Annotated in this window: 15 protein-coding genes; all 15 read left to right on the plus strand. The window is 72.4% G+C overall.

Features of this window, described 5'->3' with window-relative positions; all coding sequences use genetic code 11:
- A complete protein-coding gene (locus GGQ55_RS17500; protein WP_218860430.1) occupies positions 1–852 on the plus strand; it encodes a fumarylacetoacetate hydrolase family protein in 852 nt (283 codons plus the stop codon).
- The gene (locus GGQ55_RS17505; protein ID WP_366489587.1) at positions 849–1,880 is read left to right on the plus strand and encodes a zinc-dependent alcohol dehydrogenase; all 1,032 of its coding nucleotides are present in this window, start codon (positions 849–851) and stop codon (positions 1,878–1,880) included. Before GGQ55_RS17500 ends, GGQ55_RS17505 begins: the two co-directional genes overlap by 4 nt.
- A gap of 10 nt (positions 1,881–1,890) precedes the next feature.
- Positions 1,891–2,631, plus strand: a complete 741-nt coding sequence (locus GGQ55_RS17510) for an SDR family NAD(P)-dependent oxidoreductase (protein ID WP_179718872.1) — start codon at positions 1,891–1,893, stop codon at positions 2,629–2,631.
- Positions 2,628–2,777, plus strand: coding sequence for a hypothetical protein (locus GGQ55_RS17515; RefSeq protein ID WP_179718874.1), 150 nt, complete (start codon positions 2,628–2,630; stop codon positions 2,775–2,777). The genes GGQ55_RS17510 and GGQ55_RS17515 overlap by 4 nt, the downstream gene beginning before the upstream one ends.
- A gap of 85 nt (positions 2,778–2,862) precedes the next feature.
- Positions 2,863–3,513, plus strand: coding sequence for a TetR/AcrR family transcriptional regulator (locus tag GGQ55_RS17520; protein ID WP_366489589.1), 651 nt, complete (start codon positions 2,863–2,865; stop codon positions 3,511–3,513).
- Positions 3,514–3,793: 280 nt separating this feature from the next.
- Positions 3,794–4,003 carry a hypothetical protein gene (locus GGQ55_RS17525; RefSeq protein ID WP_179718876.1) on the plus strand — a complete coding sequence of 70 codons (210 nt, stop codon included), beginning with the start codon at positions 3,794–3,796 and terminating at the stop codon, positions 4,001–4,003.
- Positions 4,000–4,941: a Gfo/Idh/MocA family protein gene (locus GGQ55_RS17530; RefSeq protein ID WP_179718878.1), complete on the plus strand. Its 942-nt coding sequence runs from the start codon at positions 4,000–4,002 to the stop codon at positions 4,939–4,941. Before GGQ55_RS17525 ends, GGQ55_RS17530 begins: the two co-directional genes overlap by 4 nt.
- Complete coding sequence (locus GGQ55_RS17535) at positions 4,938–7,733, plus strand: alpha-L-rhamnosidase (protein WP_179718880.1); 2,796 nt, start codon at positions 4,938–4,940, stop codon at positions 7,731–7,733. The genes GGQ55_RS17530 and GGQ55_RS17535 overlap by 4 nt, the downstream gene beginning before the upstream one ends.
- Positions 7,734–7,976: 243 nt before the next feature.
- Complete coding sequence (locus GGQ55_RS17540) at positions 7,977–9,527, plus strand: ABC transporter substrate-binding protein (protein ID WP_179718882.1); 1,551 nt, start codon at positions 7,977–7,979, stop codon at positions 9,525–9,527.
- 84 nt (positions 9,528–9,611) lie between these two features.
- Positions 9,612–10,556, plus strand: coding sequence for an ABC transporter permease (locus GGQ55_RS17545; protein ID WP_179718884.1), 945 nt, complete (start codon positions 9,612–9,614; stop codon positions 10,554–10,556).
- Entirely contained in the window at positions 10,553–12,565 is a 2,013-nt protein-coding gene (locus GGQ55_RS17550; protein ID WP_179718886.1) for a dipeptide/oligopeptide/nickel ABC transporter permease/ATP-binding protein, read from the plus strand. Before GGQ55_RS17545 ends, GGQ55_RS17550 begins: the two co-directional genes overlap by 4 nt.
- Complete coding sequence (locus tag GGQ55_RS17555) at positions 12,562–13,620, plus strand: oligopeptide/dipeptide ABC transporter ATP-binding protein (RefSeq protein ID WP_179718888.1); 1,059 nt, start codon at positions 12,562–12,564, stop codon at positions 13,618–13,620. Before GGQ55_RS17550 ends, GGQ55_RS17555 begins: the two co-directional genes overlap by 4 nt.
- Positions 13,621–13,670: 50 nt before the next feature.
- Positions 13,671–14,672, plus strand: coding sequence for an alpha/beta hydrolase (locus tag GGQ55_RS17560; RefSeq protein ID WP_179718890.1), 1,002 nt, complete (start codon positions 13,671–13,673; stop codon positions 14,670–14,672).
- A 94-nt stretch (positions 14,673–14,766) separates the two neighbouring features.
- Positions 14,767–16,317: a glycoside hydrolase family 43 protein gene (locus GGQ55_RS17565; RefSeq protein ID WP_179714522.1), complete on the plus strand. Its 1,551-nt coding sequence runs from the start codon at positions 14,767–14,769 to the stop codon at positions 16,315–16,317.
- Entirely contained in the window at positions 16,314–17,285 is a 972-nt protein-coding gene (locus GGQ55_RS17570; RefSeq protein WP_179718892.1) for an alpha/beta hydrolase, read from the plus strand. The genes GGQ55_RS17565 and GGQ55_RS17570 overlap by 4 nt, the downstream gene beginning before the upstream one ends.
- The last annotated feature ends 43 nt before the right edge of the window (positions 17,286–17,328 follow it).

Genomic DNA, 17,328 nt, shown 5'->3' on the forward strand with positions numbered 1-17,328 from the left:
ATGCGCATCGGCGCGCCCGGCGCCGAGAAGCCGATCGCCCGGCTCGACGACGACACCTACGTCGACCTGGCCGACGTCGTCGACGACTTCGACGAGGCCTTCTTCGGCAGCGGGGGACTGGACCGCATCCGCCCGGTCGTCGCCGAGCGGGCCGCGGCCGGCCAGGTCTCCCGGTTCGCCGGCGAGCGGATCGGCGCCCCGATCGCCCGGCCGCACCAGATCCTGTGCATCGGGCTCAACTACCGCGACCACGCCGCCGAGACCGGCCAAGCCGTGCCCGCCGAGCCGATCCTGTTCACCAAGTCGCCCAACACCCTCATCGGTCCGGACGACGACGTGCGCATCCCGCGCGGCTCGACCAAGCCCGACTGGGAGGTCGAGCTCGGCGTCGTCATCGGCCGCCGCACCAGCTACCTCGACTCGCCCGAGGAGGCGCGCGACGCGATCGCCGGCTTCTGCGTGGTCAACGACGTCAGCGAGCGGGCGTTCCAGATCGAGCGGGCCGGTCAGTGGGTCAAGGGCAAGTCGGCCGAGACGTTCAACCCGGCCGGCCCCTGGCTGGTGACCCCCGACGAGATCGACGACGTCCTGGACCTGGACATGTGGCTCGACGTCAACGGCGTGCGCCGGCAGACCGGCAACACCAAGACGATGGTGTTCGACCCGTACGTGATCGTGCACTACCTCAGCCAGTTCCTCGTGATGGAGCCCGGCGACCTCATCAACACCGGCACGCCGCCCGGCGTCGGGATGGGCTTCGACCCGCCGGTCTGGCTGCAGCCCGGCGACGTCATGGAGCTGGGCATCACCGGGCTCGGCGCGCAGCAGCAGACCGTGCTCGCGCCCCGGTGAGCACGCCGACCATGCGGGCCTACGTCCTCACCGGTCCCCGGCAGGGCTCGGTGCAGGAGGTCCCCGCGCCGGTGGCCGCACCCGGTGAGGTCGTCGTCGACGTGGAGCGAGTCGGCGTCTGCGGCACCGACGTCGAGTTCTTCACCGGCGAGATGGCCTACCTGCACCAAGGGCACGCCGCCTACCCGATGCGCCTGGGGCACGAGTGGGCCGGCACCGTGACCGCCATAGGGCCGGGCGTGGACCCGGCCTGGGTGGGCCGCCACGTGACGGGCGACACCATGCTCGGCGACCAGGTCTGCCGCCGGTGCCGCAAAGGCCAGCAGCACGTGTGCGAGGACCGACAGGAGCTGGGGATCCGCGGCGGCCGGCCCGGTGCGCTCGCCGAGCAACTCGCCGTCCCGGCGTGGTCGCTGCACGCGCTTCCGGAGTCCGTCGGCGCCGTCCTGGGCGCGCTCGTCGAGCCCGGCGGGAACGCGCTGCGGGCCGCACAGGCCGCCGATCTCGAGCCCGGTGAGCGCGTGCTCGTCACCGGTCCGGGCACGATTGGGCTGCTCGTGGCCATGTTCGCCCGCGCCGCCGGCGCGGAGGTCCACCTCCTCGGCCGCTCGGACAGATCCCTCGCCTTCGCCCGCGGGCTCGGCTTCGAGCACACCTGGACCGAGGACGAACTACCCGCCCTGCCGTTCGACGCCGTGGTGGAGGCGTCCAACGCGGTGCATCTGCCGGCGCGTGCCCTGGACCTGGTCGAGCCTGCCGGCCGGGTCGTCTACATCGGCCTGGCCGGGAGCCCCAGCACGATCGACACGCGGACCCTCGCGCTCAAGGACGTCACCGCCGTCGGGATCCTCTCCGCCTCACCGGGCCTGCCCGACACCATCGCCGCCTACGCGAGCGGCGCTGTCGATCCGCGGCCGCTGGTAGCGGCCACCGTCGGACTGGATCAGGTCGGTTCCGTGCTCGCCGGGGCACGGCCGCAGGGCGCCGGTCCCGGACCCAAGGTCCACATCGACCCCCGCCTCGTCTGAAGGGACGAACATGGACGACTTCGAGGGCCTCGTCGCCCTGGTCACCGGCGGTGCCAGCGGCATCGGCGCCGCCACCGCCGCGCACCTGCAGGAGCGCGGCGCGCGCGTGGCGGTTCTCGACCGGGACCCGGCCGGCGCGCCGGACGGCGTGCTGGCCCTGGGCTGCGACATCACCGACAGCGGCGCGGTCGACTTGGCCGTCGCATCGGTGGTCGACCGGCTCGGCGGCCTCGACGTGGTGGTGAACAACGCCGGCATCGGTGCCACCGGCGACGTAGCCGGCAACGACGACGCGGAGTGGGCCCGCGTGCTCGATGTCAACGTCACGGGCATGGCCCGGGTGTCGCGGGCGGCTTTGCCGCACCTACGCGCGTCACGGCACGCCGCGGTGGTGAACATGTGCTCGGCGGTGGCGTTCGTCGGCGTTCGGCAGCGGGCGCTCTACAGCGCCAGCAAAGGCGCCGTCCTCGCCCTCACGCTGGCGATGGCCGCCGACCACGCGGCCGACGGGATCCGGGTGAACGCGGTCGCGCCGGGCACCGCCGACACCCCGTGGGTAGGGCGGCTGCTCGCGGCCGCCGACGACCCGGAGGCCGCGGCCGAGGCGCTGCGCAGGCGGCAGCCGATCGGCCGGCTGGTCACCGCGGGCGAGGTCGCCCATGCGATCGCCTCGCTCGCCTCTCCCTCGGCCGCTTCGATCACCGGCACCGTCCTCCGGGTCGACGGCGGCATGACCACGCTGCGACTGTGACCGCGGACGCGGACCTGCCACTTCTGCGCGTGGTCATCCTCGGGGCCGCCCGCATCGCCGAAGCGGCCGTGGTGACGCCGGCCCCCGACATCGGCGCGGACGTCGTCGGCGTCGCGGCCCGCGATCTGTGGCGAGGGGAGTCCTAGGGACGCGGCGGTCGGTTGTCGGCTGGTCGGGTGATGGCTGCGCGCGGTCGCTGCGTCACAGGTCGGGGCCCCGTACCGTCGTGGCGTGGCCGACGTCCAGCCCTTCGTCCGGGAACCCAAGCAGGAGCGCAGCCGTCAGTCCTTCGAGAAGGCACTCGACGCAGCCGTGGCCCTGATGGTGGAACGACGATCGGGCGCATTCACCCTCGCCGAGGTCGCCGAGCGGGCCGGGGTGTCCATCGGGTCGATGTACGGGCGGGTCGACAGCAAGGATGACCTCATCCGCACGGTTCACGCCCGCGAAATGGCCCGCATCCGCAACGAGCAGGAGGAGGTCTTCGCCACGGCTGCGCCGGCCGACGAGGACCTCCCCCGGCTGGTCCGACGCATCATCGTGACGACAGCGGAGCACCTGCGCCGCAACGCCGCGGTTCTGGCGCCACTGATGGTGGTCGGCAGCCAGGACCCGCAGGTCTTCGCGGCTGGACGCCCGGTCTACTACGGCCTGGTCGAGGCCTTCTGCTCGGCGTTGCTCACCCACCGCGACGAGATCCGGCGCGCGGATCCGGACCGGGCCGTGGTCTGGAGCTTCGACGTCGTCTACAGCGTCGTGGCCCGCCACCTCGGGCTCGGGAGCGCCCCGGATTTTGCCGTCGGTCTGGCTGACTGGGACCAGGTCCTCGACGATCTCACGGAGATCGTGACGGCCTTCCTGCAGGGCTCGACCGCGGGCTGAATCCCTGTCGCCCGGTCGCCCGACCGGGCGGGAAGCACCCGTGGCCAGCGAACTGGGTTCGACGCACGCCATGTCCAGGCCGTGCCTCCTCGCCGGCGCTACTCCCGTGCCTCGGGCACCCATTGACCTGTGGGCAAGCGCACTCTAGCCTCAGATCAAAATCGTGATTCTGAAACTTATCTGAGGGTGGGCGATGTCCGAGTGGCCAGCGGGCCGGTTTCTGCGGCGGACTTCCGCTGGACTCTCGGGCACTACCCGACCGGGGTGGCCGGAGCGGTACGTGGGTGGCGAGCTGGTGCGGTCGTCGGCCCCGGTGCAGGCGCGGGCGGCCGGTGACGTCGCCGCCCTCGGCCGACTGATGTCCGCCTCGCTCGGCGGCGATCTGCGGGTGACGACCAAGCAGGCCGACGGGACCGTGGCAGCGGTGCCCGGCGCCGCCGCGCCGCGGTCGGTGCTCGACCCCACCGGTCAGCCCGGGCGACTGCGGTGACGCCGCTCCGGATCGGCCTGGTGGGGGCCGGGCCGTGGGCCGGCCTGTCCACCGGGCCCATGATCGCCGCCGGTGCCGCCACCGAGCTGTCGGCGGTCTACGCGCGCCGGCAGGACGCGGCGGCGTCGATCGCTGCGCGGCACGGCGGCGTCGTCGCCCGCACCTTCGACGATCTGCTCGCCTCGTGCGACGCGGTCGCCTTCGCGGTGCCCCCGGACGTCCAATCCGACCTCGCGCCCCGCGCCGCCGCCGCCGGGCGGCACCTCCTGCTGGAGAAGCCCCTGGCCGGATCGGTGGCCGCGGCCGAGGCGGTCGCCGCGGCCGCCGCGGAGGCCGGTGTCGTCACCCAGATGGTGCTCACCAACCGCTACACGCAGCCGGTGCGCGACTTCCTTCGCCAGCTGTCCGAGGAAGTCGTCCGCGGAGTGTCCGCGCAGCTCATCAGCGGGGCGGCCCTGACCGGTTCGCCGTTCGCCACACCGTGGCGGGACCGGAACAGCGCCCTGCTCGACGTCGGCCCGCACGTGCTCGACCTGCTCGACGCCATCGCGGGCCCGATCTGCGCGGTCTCCGCCGTCCGGGACCCGTCCGGCTGCCTGGCCTTGACCTGCCGCCACAGCGGCGGGGCGATCAGCACGGCGCTGCTGTCCTCGACGACCCCGGGGACCCGCGGGCCGCTCCGCTGCGAGGTCCTCACCGACCGCGGACTCCTCGTGCTCCCGGACCCGAGCAGCCACCCGCGCGCCGACCTGCAGCGGACCATCGCCGACGAGTTCGCCGCGGCGGTCGCGAACCGATCGCCCCACGCCCTCGACGTGGTCCACGGCCTGCGGCTCCAGCGGCTGCTGGACGCTGTGGAGCGTTCGGCCGCGAGCGGCGCGCCGGTCGCGCTCGACACCGCCTCTCCGCAACACCCAGTCGTCGAAGGAGACAGATGACCGAGCACCACCCCGTGACGGTGGCCATCACGCAGGTCGAGTACCTGGCGGGCTCCCGGTTCGTCCCGGTGCCGGCGCCCCGCCTGACCTGGGTCACCGAGACCGACGTCCCCGACTGGCGTCAGGCGTGGGCGGAGGTCGAGAGCGGTGGCTCGGTTGCCCGCGTCGACGGCCGCGACTCGGTGCTCGTCCCGTGGCCCTTCGCCCCCCTTGCGCAGGGGGAGGGCCGGGCGGTGCGGGTGCGGGTGCACGGTGAGGACGGGTCGGTCTCCGGGTGGAGCGAGTGGCGCGAGGTCGAAGCCGGCTTCCTGGCCGAGGGGGCCTGGTCGGCATGCCTGGTCGGGTTGGCCGCTCCCGACCGGACGTCGCAGCCGGCGCTGCTGCGCGGGGAGTTCGACGTCACCGGCCCCGTGCGGCGGGCGACGCTCTACGCCACGGCCCGGGGCCTCTACCAGGTCGAGATCAACGGCTCGGCCGTCGACGAGGACACCCTCAAGCCCGGGTGGACCTCCTACCAGTGGCGCTACGTCCACGAGACGACCGACGTGACCGCGCTGCTGCGCCCCGGGCGCAACGCCATGGGCATCCAGCTCGCCGGCGGCTGGTACAGCGAGAGCTACGGCTTCGGGGAGGACAAGAAGCCGTTCTACGGCGACCAGCCGGCGGCGGCCGCCCAGCTGGTCATCACCTACCAGAACGGGAACACGGCCGTGGTCGCCACCGGGGAGTCCTGGACGGCGTCGGGGGACGGCCCGGTCGTGAGCGCCAGCATCTACGACGGCCAGCACGACGACGCGCAGCGGAACCAGCCCGGGTGGTCGACGGCGGGGTTCGACGACTCCTCCTGGGACCCGGTGCGTGCGCAGACGGCGCCCACCCCGGCGCCACGGCTCGGGCCACCCGTTCGCGTCGTCGCCGAACTCCCGGTGGTCGAGCGGTGGGTTGCGCCGTCGGGGGTCACGATCCTCGACTTCGGGCAGAACATCGCCGGCCGCCTGCGCCTGCGTGTCGACGCGCCCGCGGGCACGACGATCGTCGTGCGGCACGCCGAGATCCTCGACGGCGAGGAGCTCGACACGCACTCGCTGCGCGGCGCCGCCGCCACGGACTCGTTCGTCTCCGACGGCTCCCCGGGAACCTGGGAGCCGCAGTTCACCGTCCACGGGTTCCGCTACGCGAGCATCGACGGGTGGCCCGGCGGCGTGCCCGAGGGTGCGGTCACCGCCGTCGCGATCTCCAGCGACCTGGAGCGCACCGGATGGCTGGAGACGTCGCACCCCCTGGTGGACCGGCTGCACGAGAGCGTCGTGTGGAGCATGCGCGGCAACTTCGTCTCGCTGCCGACGGACTGCCCGCAGCGGGACGAGCGACTGGGCTGGACCGGAGACATCCAGGTGTTCGCGCCGACCGCCGCCACCTTGTTCGACGTCAACGGCTTCCTCGCCAACTGGCTGGCCGATCTCGCCCTCGAGCAGAAGCGGCTCGACGGCGTCGTGCCCTACGTCGTGCCCAACATCTCGGGTGTGCCGACCTTCGCCACGGCGGCGTGGGGGGACGCGGCGACGGTGGTGCCGTGGGTGCTGCACCACCACTACGCCGACACGCGGGTGCTCGAGGACCAGTACGAGAGCATGACGACCTGGGTCGACCTCGTCGACCGGCTCGCCGGGTCGGGTCATCTGTGGAAGGGCGGCTTCCAGTTCGGGGACTGGCTCGACCCGACGACACCGCCGGAGTTCCCGCTCGACGCCCGGGCGGACGCCGAACTGGTCGCCACCGCCTATTTCGCCTATTCGGCGCAGCTCCTCGCCTCGAACGCCGCCGCGCTGGGCAAGGCGGATGACGCGGCGAGGTACCGCGACCTGGCGGCCGGGATCAAGGCGGCCTTCCACGAGGAGTACGTCACGGGCAACGGCCGCGTGGTGTCGGACGCGCAGACCGCCTACGCGCTGCCGATCGTCTTCGGTCTCGCCGCGGACGAGGAGGAGGTCCGCCGTCTGGGCGCGAACCTCGGCGCGCTCGTCCGCCGCAACGGCTACCACATCGGTACCGGCTTCGCGGGCACGTCGTTCCTCGCCGAGGCGCTGTCCCGGTCCGGCCAGCTCGCTGTCCTGGACCGCTTGCTGACCCAGACCGAGCAGCCGTCCTGGCTCTACCCGCTCACCCAGGGTGCGACGACGACCTGGGAGGCCTGGGACGCCATCCGGCCGGACGGATCACCCCACCCGAACCACGTGTCGTTCAACCACTACGCCTTCGGCGCCGTGGCCCACTGGCTCCATGAGGGTCTGGCCGGCCTCGGCGCGGCCGAGCCGGGGTGCCGCACGCTGCGCATCGCACCGACGCCGCTGCCCAGCTTCGACCACGCCCGTTCGCGGAGGAGGACGCCGTACGGCGTCGCGGTCTCCGGTTGGCGGCGCGAGGGCGACTTGGTGCACGTGAGCGCGACGGTGCCGCCGAACACCACGGCGGTGGTGCAGCTCCCGGACGGATCGGCCGAGTTCACGGTCGGCGCGGGCAGGCACGAGTGGACGGCGCGCGTGCCGGTAGCAGCGCGCCGCCGTCCCGGCCTCTCGCTGGCGACGGACGGCGTCGACGTGATCGACGACCCGGCGGCCTACGCGGCGGTCCTGGCAGCGTTCGACCGGCACGCCCCCTGGGCCGCCGACGCGTTGCGGTCCCACCCGCGGTGGCATCCAGGTGTCCCGCTGATCATGGACGTGTTCATGCTCCCCGCCCCGGTGCGGGAGGCCATCGACGCGGAGCTGGCCACCTTCGGTCAGGACTCGTAGCGTCCCCGGACGCTTTTTCGGCCGACGCCCGCGCCCATGGCGGACGGGCGGCTCCAGATGCGGTTCTGCACTGCCACAGGGCATCAGCGCCGGCTATGGCGTCCATCGCCCGGAATCATAATCCGAACGTTGAATTTGGTTCCTCGCCCCGGCAGACTGACGGCCGACCGTGACCCACACCACCATCCCCCGACGGCGGCCGCCGGTCCTCAGCGGGGCGGTCTCGACCACCAGGAGAACCAGGTGCCCCTTGTCTCGATGACCCGGCTCGCCCGGGTGACCGCTGCCGCAGGCAGCGCTGTCGTCCTCGCGACGGCGCTGGCCGCGTGCGGCTCGTCCAGCGCGGACAGCGGTTCGTCCACCTCGCAGAGTCTCCCGATCGGCCTGAACGGGAGCGTCGCGTACTCGTTCAACCCCTACGACCAGTCGTCGCTCAGCGACCTGGAGGACCCGGCGTACGACACGCTCATCCACTACGTCGACGGCGAGCTGAAGCCGTGGCTGGCGACGTCGTGGGACTTCAAGGACCCGACGACGCTCGAGCTCAAGCTACGGAACGGCGTCACCTTCACCGACGGGACGACGTTTGACGCCGAGGCCGTGCGCGCCAACTTCCAGTACGCGATCGACAACAAAGCCAACTACGGCAGCTTGATCTTCCTGCAGAACGTCAGCGGTATGACCGTCGTGGACCCGACCACCCTCGACGTGACGCTCAGCACGCCCAACCCGGCGTTGCCCTACGACCTCAGCCAGAACGCCGGCTACATGGTCAGCCCCAAGGCGCTGCAGAACCCGGACGGGCTGAAGCAGGCGCCGGTCGGCACCGGACCGTACGTGCTCGACACCGCCGCGACGCGCGCCGGCGTCAGCTACTCGTTCAAGCGCAACCCCGACTACTGGGCGGCCAAGGAAAACGTCTTCCCGTACGACACGGTCACGTTCACCCTGCAGGGCGATCCCAACGCGGCCAAGAACGCCGCTGCCTCCGGTCAGGTCAAGGCCCTCACCGTGCAGCCCGGCACAACGATCCCGGGGTTCACGACGGTCACCAGCAACTCCGGCAACCAGTCCGGCTTCAGCGGCGCCTGGGTCGACGTGACCGGTACCGCCTTGAAGGCCATGGGTGACCAGCGGGTCCGGCAGGCGCTCAACTACGCGATCGACCGGGCGAAGATCGCCAAGGCGGTGTACCAGGACGCGGCGGTCGCCGTGCCGCTGGTGCCGGTCACCAAGGACAGCCCTGCCTGGAGTGAGCAGTTGGGTTCGATGTACCCGTACGACCCCGACAAGGCCAAGCAGCTGCTGGCCGAGGCCGGCTATCCGGACGGCTTCGAGCTCACGATGATCAGCCTCCCGCCGGCCGACCAGTTCGCCCAGGCGATCGCCGGCCAGCTGCAGCAGGTGGGCGTGAAGGTGAACATCGAGAGCCACACCAGCGACCTGGTGCAGGCCGTGCAGTCCGGCACCCGACCCACCGGCTTGCTGTTGTCATCCCTCACCGGTGACTTCGGCCAGGACATGGCGAACCTGTTCTCGTCGACCGCCTTCTACAACGTCCATCAGGCCGACGACCCGCAGCTCGACGCGCTGCTGAAGCAGGCGGCGCAGGAGACGGACGAGAACGCCCGCAACCACCTGTACCAGCAGGCTGCCCAGCGCGGCGCGGACGACGCCTGGTTCCTCGGCACGGTTCAGCTCCAGACCATCACCGCCTTCGACCCGAAGGTCGTGAAGGTCGAGCCGCCGGACCGCGGCGCGATCCACCTGTACGACTACCACCTGCCCAGCTGAGCTGTCCGGGGGTGGGCCGGCCTCCCGGCCCACCCCCGGACACCTAGGTCCGCCCCGAGCAGTACCAACGCCACGGAGGCCCCCGTGCTGAGATTCGCTGCCCGTCGCCTCGCGGTGGCCGTACCGCTGCTGTTCGTCGTAGCCACCCTGTCCTTCTTCCTCGTCCAGCTCGTGCCCGGCAGCCCGGCCGCCGCCATCCTCGGGCTGAACTCCACCAAGCAGCAGGTCAGCGCCCTCGAGCACACCCTCGGCCTGGATCGTCCCGTGCTCACCCAGTACGGCGACTGGCTCGGCCGAGCGCTGCGCGGTGACCTCGGGCGCTCCTACGTCAACGGCCAGTCCGTCAGCGACGCGCTCGGCCAGGCGTTGCCCCCCACGCTCTCCCTGGCCCTCCTGTCGACGCTCGTCACCCTCGTGCTCGGTGTGGTGCTCGGCATGGCCGCGGCGGTGCGCGGCGGGCGCACCGACCGCACCGTCCAGTGGGCGGGCAGCCTGGGCATGGCGATCCCGAACTTCTGGCTCGCCGCCCTGCTGGTCTTCGTGTTCGCCCTCAAGGTCTCGGTGTTCCCGGCCACGGGCTACGCGGAGCTGAGCACCGCCGGCTTCGGGCCGTGGATCCTCCACCTCGTCCTGCCGGTCATCGCGCTCAGCGTGGCCAACCTGGGCCAGATTGCGTTCCAGGCGCGTGCCGCGGTGCAGGACGCGCTCGGCCGCGACTTCGTGCGCACGCTGCACTCCACCGGCGTGCCACGCCGGCGGATCCTCTACAAGCACGTGCTGCGCAACGCAGCGACCCCCGTCGCCACGGTGACGGGGCTGACCTTCATCTTCACCCTGGGCGGCGTCGTCGTCCTGGAGCTGATCTTCGGCTTACCCGGGATGGGCAACCTGATGCTGCGCTCGGTGCAGACCCACGACTTCTCCATCGTGCAGGCCGGTGTCCTGTACTTCAGCCTCGTGGTCCTCCTGGTCAACCTGGTCGTCGACCTGGCCACGGCTGCTCTCGACCCCCGGGTGCGTGTCCGATGACCGCTGCCACCGTTCCCGCCCAGGGCGTCGGGGAGCCGGTCGCCCAGCCGGGGCGGCCACGACCCGCAGGCACCTTCTCCTCAGCAGTCCGGGCGGCGCTGCGCCGGCCGGCCGTGCTCGTGGCGCTCGGCTGGGTCGTGCTGGTCGTCCTATCCAGTGCGCTGGCCGGGGTCCTCGCGCCGCACGACCCGCTGGCCCAAGACCTCGACCACACGCTGTCCGGCCCGACCGGCACCTACCTGCTGGGCACCGACGAACTGGGCCGGGACCTGCTGTCCCGGATCCTGCACGGGGGCGGCAGCCTGCTGCTCGCGGCGCTCATCCCGCTCGCCGTGTCCTACCTCCTCGGCGTGCCTGCCGGCCTGCTCGTCGGGTACGTCGGCGGCAAGGCCGACGCGGTCGCCGACTTCGTGGTCAACGTCCTGTTCGCCATCCCGGCCCTGGTCATCGTCCTCGCCGTGGCCGTCGTCTCGAACAACAACCTGCTGGTGATGACGGTGATCTTCGGGGTCATCATCAGCGGCGGGATCTTCCGGCTGGTGCGCGCCTCGACCCAGGCCTCCCGGGACCTCCTCTACGTCGACGCCGCCCGGGTCAGCGGCGTCGCGCGGTGGACGATCCTGCTGCGGCACATCCTGCCCAATGTCTTGGGGCCGCTGATCGTGCAGGGCTTCCTGCTCTACAGCGGCGCCTTCCTGTTCCTGACCTCGCTGTCGTTCCTCGGCCTCGGCTTCGACCCGCAGCAGCCCAGCTGGGGACAACTGGTCTTCGACGCCTCCGGCCACCTCGACACCGACCCCTGGATGATGGTCCCGATCGGCATCGTGCTCATCGCCACGGTCGCCGCACTGAACTACCTGGGCAACTCCCTGCTGGCCACGCTCCCCACCGCTCGACGAGCCCGGCTGCTGACCCCGCTGCGCCGACCGCAGCTGCCACCGGAGGCCGCGGCCAGGGCTGCGGGGGAGAGGCGGCGCTCGTCGGCCGCGGACCCGGCCGACCACGACCTCCCGCTGGTCGTGGAGGACCTCGTCGTCTCCTTCCGCACGTCCGAGGGGGGTTGGCAGTCGGTCGTGGACGGCGTCTCGTTCGCCGTCCGTCAGGGGCAGACCCTGTGCCTGGTCGGCGAGTCCGGCTGCGGCAAGACGATGACGGCGATGGCGACCCTGGGCCTGCTCCCCGAGGGCGGTGCCGCCGCCGGCTCCGTCCGCCTGGGCGGCCGCGAGCTGCTGACCCTCTCGGAGAAGGACATGGCGCAGGTCCGCGGCTCGCAGATCGCGCTGATCTCGCAGGAGCCCATGGTGGCCCTCGACCCGTGCTTCTCCGTGCGCTCCCAGCTGGGCGAGGTGGTCACGCTGCACCGGGGCGGATCACGCGTGGAGGTCCGCCAGAGGGTGCACGACCTGTTGCGGCTCGTCGGCATCCCGAACGCCGAAGCCGTGGCCAAGAGCTACCCGCACCAGCTCTCCGGCGGGATGGCACAGCGGGTGTGCATCGCCCTGGCACTCGCGGGGGAGCCCCGGGTGCTCATCGCCGACGAGCCCACCACGGCCCTGGACCCCACGATCCAGGCCGAGATCCTCGACCTGCTGCGCTCGCTGCAGGAATCCCTCGGCCTGGCGCTCGTGCTGGTCACCCACGACCTCGGTGTGGTGGCCGACATCGGCGACGTCGCGGCGGTCATGTACGCCGGGCAGATCGTCGAGCTGGCCCCGGTGGACGAGCTGCTCGCCACCCCCCGGCACCCCTACTCCCGCGGTTTGCTCGACGCGATGCCCGAGGACGCCGTCCGCGGGGAGCAGCTGCCCACCATCCCCGGCGTCGTGCCGCTGCCCCAGGACTGGCCGGCGCACTGCCGGTTCGCCGCCCGCTGCCCGCTGGCCGCCGACGCCTGCCGGGAGGGCACGATCCCGCTGATCCGCGTCGGGGACGAGCGGTCCAGCCGGTGCATCCGCACCGACGAGCTCGACCCGATCCCCGGCCTCGCGAAGACGGGAGCCATCCGATGAGCGCCGCCCAGCAGACAGCGCCGTTGCTCGCCGTCACAGACCTGCATGTCCGGTACAAGCTGCCCGGGTGGCGAACCCCACCGGTCAAGGCCGTGGACGGCGTCAGCTTCACCATGGCCGCGCACGAGACCGTCGGCCTGGTCGGGGAATCCGGCTCCGGCAAGTCGACCATCGGCCGGGCACTGCTCGGCCTGGCCCCGGTCAGCGACGGTCGGATCGTGCTGGACGGGCACGACATCACGCACAGCAAGGCAGGCGAACGCCGGCACATCGCCTCGGACCTGCAGGTCGTCTTCCAGGACCCGTACGGGTCGCTGAACCCGGCCCGCACCGTGGGCAGAACGCTCGCCGAGCCGCTGGAGGCCGCGGGGGAACTCGACCGGTCGGCCGCTCTGGAGCGGATCCGCGAGGTGCTGACCAAGGTCCGGCTGCCCGAGGACGCTGCCGATCGCTACCCGAACGCCTTCAGCGGCGGCCAGCGGCAGAGGATCGCCATCGCCCGAGCCCTCGCGGTCAACCCCAGGCTCGTCGTCTGCGACGAGGCGATCAGCGCCCTCGACGTCGTGACCCAGGCTCAGGTGCTCAATTTGCTCGCTGAGCTGCAGCGCGAGACCGGGGTCGGCTACCTCTTCATCGCCCACAACCTCCCGGTCGTCTCCTACTTCTCCGACCGTGTCCTCGTGCTCTACCGCGGCCGGATCATGGAGTCCGGCCCCGCCGCGGCGATACACGACCGGCCCGCCCACCCATACACGCAGGCGCTCCGGGCGGCCGTCCCGGTGCCGGACGCCGCGCAGCAGCGCATCCTCCGGCGCCAGAGGCAGGCCGTCGTCCGGGCCACCACGGCCCAGGCCAAACCCGCACCGGCGGAGGGCTGTCCGTTCGCGCCGCGGTGCCCGCACGTGGCCGACGTGTGCTGGAACAAGCGGCCGATCGACGCGCCGTTCGAGGACCGGACGGTCGCCTGTCACGTCTTCGACCCGTCCTCTGGCCACCCCCAGGCAGGGAACGCCGCCGCACAGGCGGCCGGCGAGCTCGCACCGACGACGCGCTGATCCCACGTCGCACCCGGCCCGCGCGGCCGGTGCCCCTAGGAGAACTCCTTATGCCACTGCACCCGCACCTCGCCTCGAACCTGCACCTGCTCGACGGCATGACGTCGATCGAGGCGGCCCTCGCCGATCCCCAACAGGCCCCCCGCCTGGCGCAGTTCATGTCCGTGGGGGAGGCGGCGCCTTGTCCCGAGGTGCTCACCCGCGACCTGGAGGCCCCAGGCCCGCACGGACCTGTGCGCGTCCGCGTGTACACCCCCGTGGAGGGCGACGGCTCGCCGGCCAGGCCCGGACTGGTGTGGGTGCACGGCGGCGGGTTCCGCATGGGGAACCTCGACGACGCACCGATCGACGGGCTCGTCCGCGAGTTCTGCGTGCGGGCGGACGCGGTGGTGGTCAGCGTGGATTACCGCCTGGCCGTCGACGGGGTCGCTTATCCAGTTCCGCACGACGACGTCGTGGCTGCGTTGCGCTGGGTGCGGGCCAACGCCGACGCCGTGGGCATCGATCCGACGCGGCTCTCCGCGGGCGGGGACAGCGCGGGGGGCAACCTGGTCGCCGGAGCTGCTCTCCGCGTGCGGGACGAGGACGCCTGGACGCCCGCCGCGTTGCTGCTCGTCTATCCGGTCCTGCACCCCGTGGTGCCGCCGTTGTCGCCTGGACTCGCGGCTGCCGCCGCCACGCTGCCCGACCTCCTGCGTTTCCTGCCGAGCGATGTGGCGGAGATGAACCGCAACTACCTGGGCGGGCCGGAGACCACGGCCGACGGGTACGCGATGCCCGGCCTGGCGGTGCTGGACGGGCTCCCCCCGACGCTGGTCGTCAACGCCGAGTACGACGACCTGCGCGCCTCGGGGGAGGCCTTCGTGGCCTCGCTGGCCCTGGCCGGTGTCGATGTTCGGCAGGTCTGCGCGCCGGGGATGCTGCACGGCTTCCTCATGCTGCCGGACTCGATCGAGCCGGCCGGGCGGACCCGGCAGTTGCTCGCCGACACCATCTGCGACGCCCGCAGCGCTGCGCCGTCCGCGGTCGCTCTCGAGCAGGCGGTCGGCTGATGGAGGCGGACCTGGACCGGGCGGGGCGACGAGTCCGTCCTCGGACCCGGACAGTCCGAGAGCCGACGATCAGCCCACGACCGAGGAGTTCCCAGTGACGACGACCCAGCGATCCAGCCCCATTGCCGCCGGGTTCCACCCCGATCCCAGCGTCGTCCTCGTCGACGGGGTGTACTACCTCGTCAACTCGACGATGGAGTACCTCCCGGCCCTGCCCGTCCACCGCAGCACTGATCTGCTCGAGTGGACACACATCGGCAACGTGGTCACCCGGCCTGAGCAGGTCGATCTCGGCGACGTGCCGACCCCCGGCGGGGTCTGGGCTCCCACGATCCGGTATCGCGACGGCGTCTTCTACGTCATCGTCACGGTGGCCCTCGGTGGGCGCGGCTGCGTCGTCTTCACCGCCACCGATCCGTCCGGCCCGTGGAGCGACGGGCTGTCCCTGCGGGCGGTCGACGGCATCGACCCCGATCTCGCCTGGGACGACGATGGCACCGCGATCGTCACCTACGCCCGGTACCCCCATGCCATCCAGCAGGTGCGGGTGGACCTCGCGACCGGTGAGGCGCTGGAGCAGCCGCGGCCACTCTGGGTCGGCAGCGGGCTGTCCACCCCTGAGAGCCCGCACCTGTACCGGCGCGGCGGCTACTGGTACCTGCTGGCTGCCGAGGGCGGCACCGAGCGCGGGCATGCCGTGACCGTCGCCCGGAGTTCCTCGCCCGAGGGTCCCTGGGAGGGCTGCCCGTCCAACCCCGTGCTGACCGCCGCCGGCACACGCCGGCCGGTGCAGAACACCGGCCACGGTGACCTGGTCGAGACCCCGGACGGTGGAACAGCGCTCATCCTGCTCGGGGTGCGCCCGGTCGGCTTCACCCAGGCGTTTTCCCCGCTGGGCCGCGAGACCTTCCTGACCGACGTGGACTGGGTCGACGGGTGGCCACGGCCGAGGCCGGTCCTGCTGGCCGGGGGTCCGGCCCGGCAGGAGGCGGTCTTCGACTTCGCCGACCCGGCCGCCCTGGACGACCCGGGATGGATCGCCGTGCGTCGCACGCCGGCCGAGGTTGCCTCGTTGGACGGGGCGACGGGGCGGCTGTGCCTCGCCGGCGACGGTGCCGGCCTCGACGCACGGCGCCCCGTGTTCCTCGGGCGCCGGCAACGGCATCTGTCCGCGACGGTGACCGCTCGGGTGGACGCGACGGTAGGGGTCGGGGGCCTGGCGGCCCGGCACGACGAGCGGCACTGGTTCGCCCTCGAGGTCCGCACGGAGGGGAGCGCGGCCGTGGTCACCGCGCGGGCCGCGCTGTCCGGGTTCGAGCGCACATGGGAGGCGACGCTGCCGGCCGGGGAGGTGGAACTCGCCATCGAGCTGCGCCAACCGTCCAGGGACATCCGGGCCATGTGGACCGGTGGGGACCACATCCGGCTGTGCGCGGCGGCCAGCGGCCGCCGCGTGGTGCTCGCCGAACTGGACGGCCGGTACTGGAGCTTCGAGACGGCGAACTCCTTCACCGGCCGGGTGATCGGTCTGTACGCCACCGAAGGCATGGTGACCTTCGCCGACTACGCCTACTCCGGGACCGACCAGCTCCCCGACGCGGACGACGGCCCCTCTGCTGCGGAGCGTTCGGAGGAGGTGGCATGAGCCGGGCGGTCGGACCGCCGCCGTTCGACGCAGAGTGCGCCGCAGCGCTGGAGCGGTTGCCCGCGTTCCCGCCGCTGACCCTGGAAACGATCCCGGAGGTGCGCATCCCTCCTCCCGGCTTCGAGCCCCCGAGCGACGCCGACCTGAGCCGGGACGGCGCCTTCGACATCGTGCGTCGGACCGTCCCGGGACCGGAGGACGCCCCCGACGTGCGACTGGTCATCTGTCGTCCGGCGGAGGCAGATGGCACTCGACCGGTCATCTACCACGTGCACGGTGGTGGGATGTTCAGCGGCAGCCCCGAGATGTCGCTCCCGCAGGTCCTGGAGTGGGCGGGGGACCTGGGGGCCGTCGTGGTGTCGGTCGACTACCGGCTGGCGCCGGAGACGCCGCACCCCGGCCCGGTGGAGGACTGCTACGCGGGCCTGTGCTGGCTGGCCCGGCACGGGTCCGAGATCGAGGCCGACGCCCGGCGGATCGTCGTGGCGGGGGAGAGCGCCGGCGGAGGGCTCGCCGCCGCGCTCGTCCTCCTGAGCCGCGACCGTGGTGGTCCGCGACCCGCCGGGCAGCTGCTCAGCTGCCCGATGCTCGACGACCGCAACGACCGGCCGTCCGTCCTCCAGATGGCCGGGGTCGACACCTGGGACCGCGCGCGCAACGAGGTCGGGTGGACGGCCCTGCTGGGCCCGGCGCGAGGGACGCCTGACGTCTCGGCGTACGCGGCGCCCTCCCGCGCGGAGGACCTCACCGGGTTGCCACCGACCTTTCTGGACGTCGGCTCGGCAGAAACGTTCCGCGACGAGGTCGTCGACTACGCCAGCCGCATCTGGCAGGCCGGCGGACGGGCCGAGCTGCACGTGTGGCCCGGCGGTTTCCACGGCTTCGACGTCCTCGCCCCCCACGCGGCCATCTCTCAGCAAGCCAGGGCGGCTCGTCTCAGCTGGCTGCGTCGGGTCCTGACCGACTGACCGCCCCACCGATTTCCCACCCACAGCCACCCAGAGGTTCCTC

This window comes from Petropleomorpha daqingensis (assembly GCF_013408985.1).
GTDB lineage: Bacteria > Actinomycetota > Actinomycetes > Mycobacteriales > Geodermatophilaceae > Petropleomorpha > Petropleomorpha daqingensis.

Bases quoted from the DNA above. Each gene is read 5' to 3' on its own strand.
- GGQ55_RS17500 (WP_218860430.1), top strand. From the start codon at position 1: ATGCGCATCGGCGCGCCCGGCGCCGAGAAGCCGATCGCCCGGCTCGAC.
- GGQ55_RS17510 (WP_179718872.1), top strand. From the start codon at position 1,891: ATGGACGACTTCGAGGGCCTCGTCGCCCTGGTCACCGGCGGTGCCAGC.
- GGQ55_RS17535 (WP_179718880.1), top strand. From the start codon at position 4,938: ATGACCGAGCACCACCCCGTGACGGTGGCCATCACGCAGGTCGAGTAC.
- GGQ55_RS17550 (WP_179718886.1), top strand. From the start codon at position 10,553: ATGACCGCTGCCACCGTTCCCGCCCAGGGCGTCGGGGAGCCGGTCGCC.
- GGQ55_RS17555 (WP_179718888.1), top strand. From the start codon at position 12,562: ATGAGCGCCGCCCAGCAGACAGCGCCGTTGCTCGCCGTCACAGACCTG.
- GGQ55_RS17560 (WP_179718890.1), top strand. From the start codon at position 13,671: ATGCCACTGCACCCGCACCTCGCCTCGAACCTGCACCTGCTCGACGGC.
- GGQ55_RS17570 (WP_179718892.1), top strand. From the start codon at position 16,314: ATGAGCCGGGCGGTCGGACCGCCGCCGTTCGACGCAGAGTGCGCCGCA.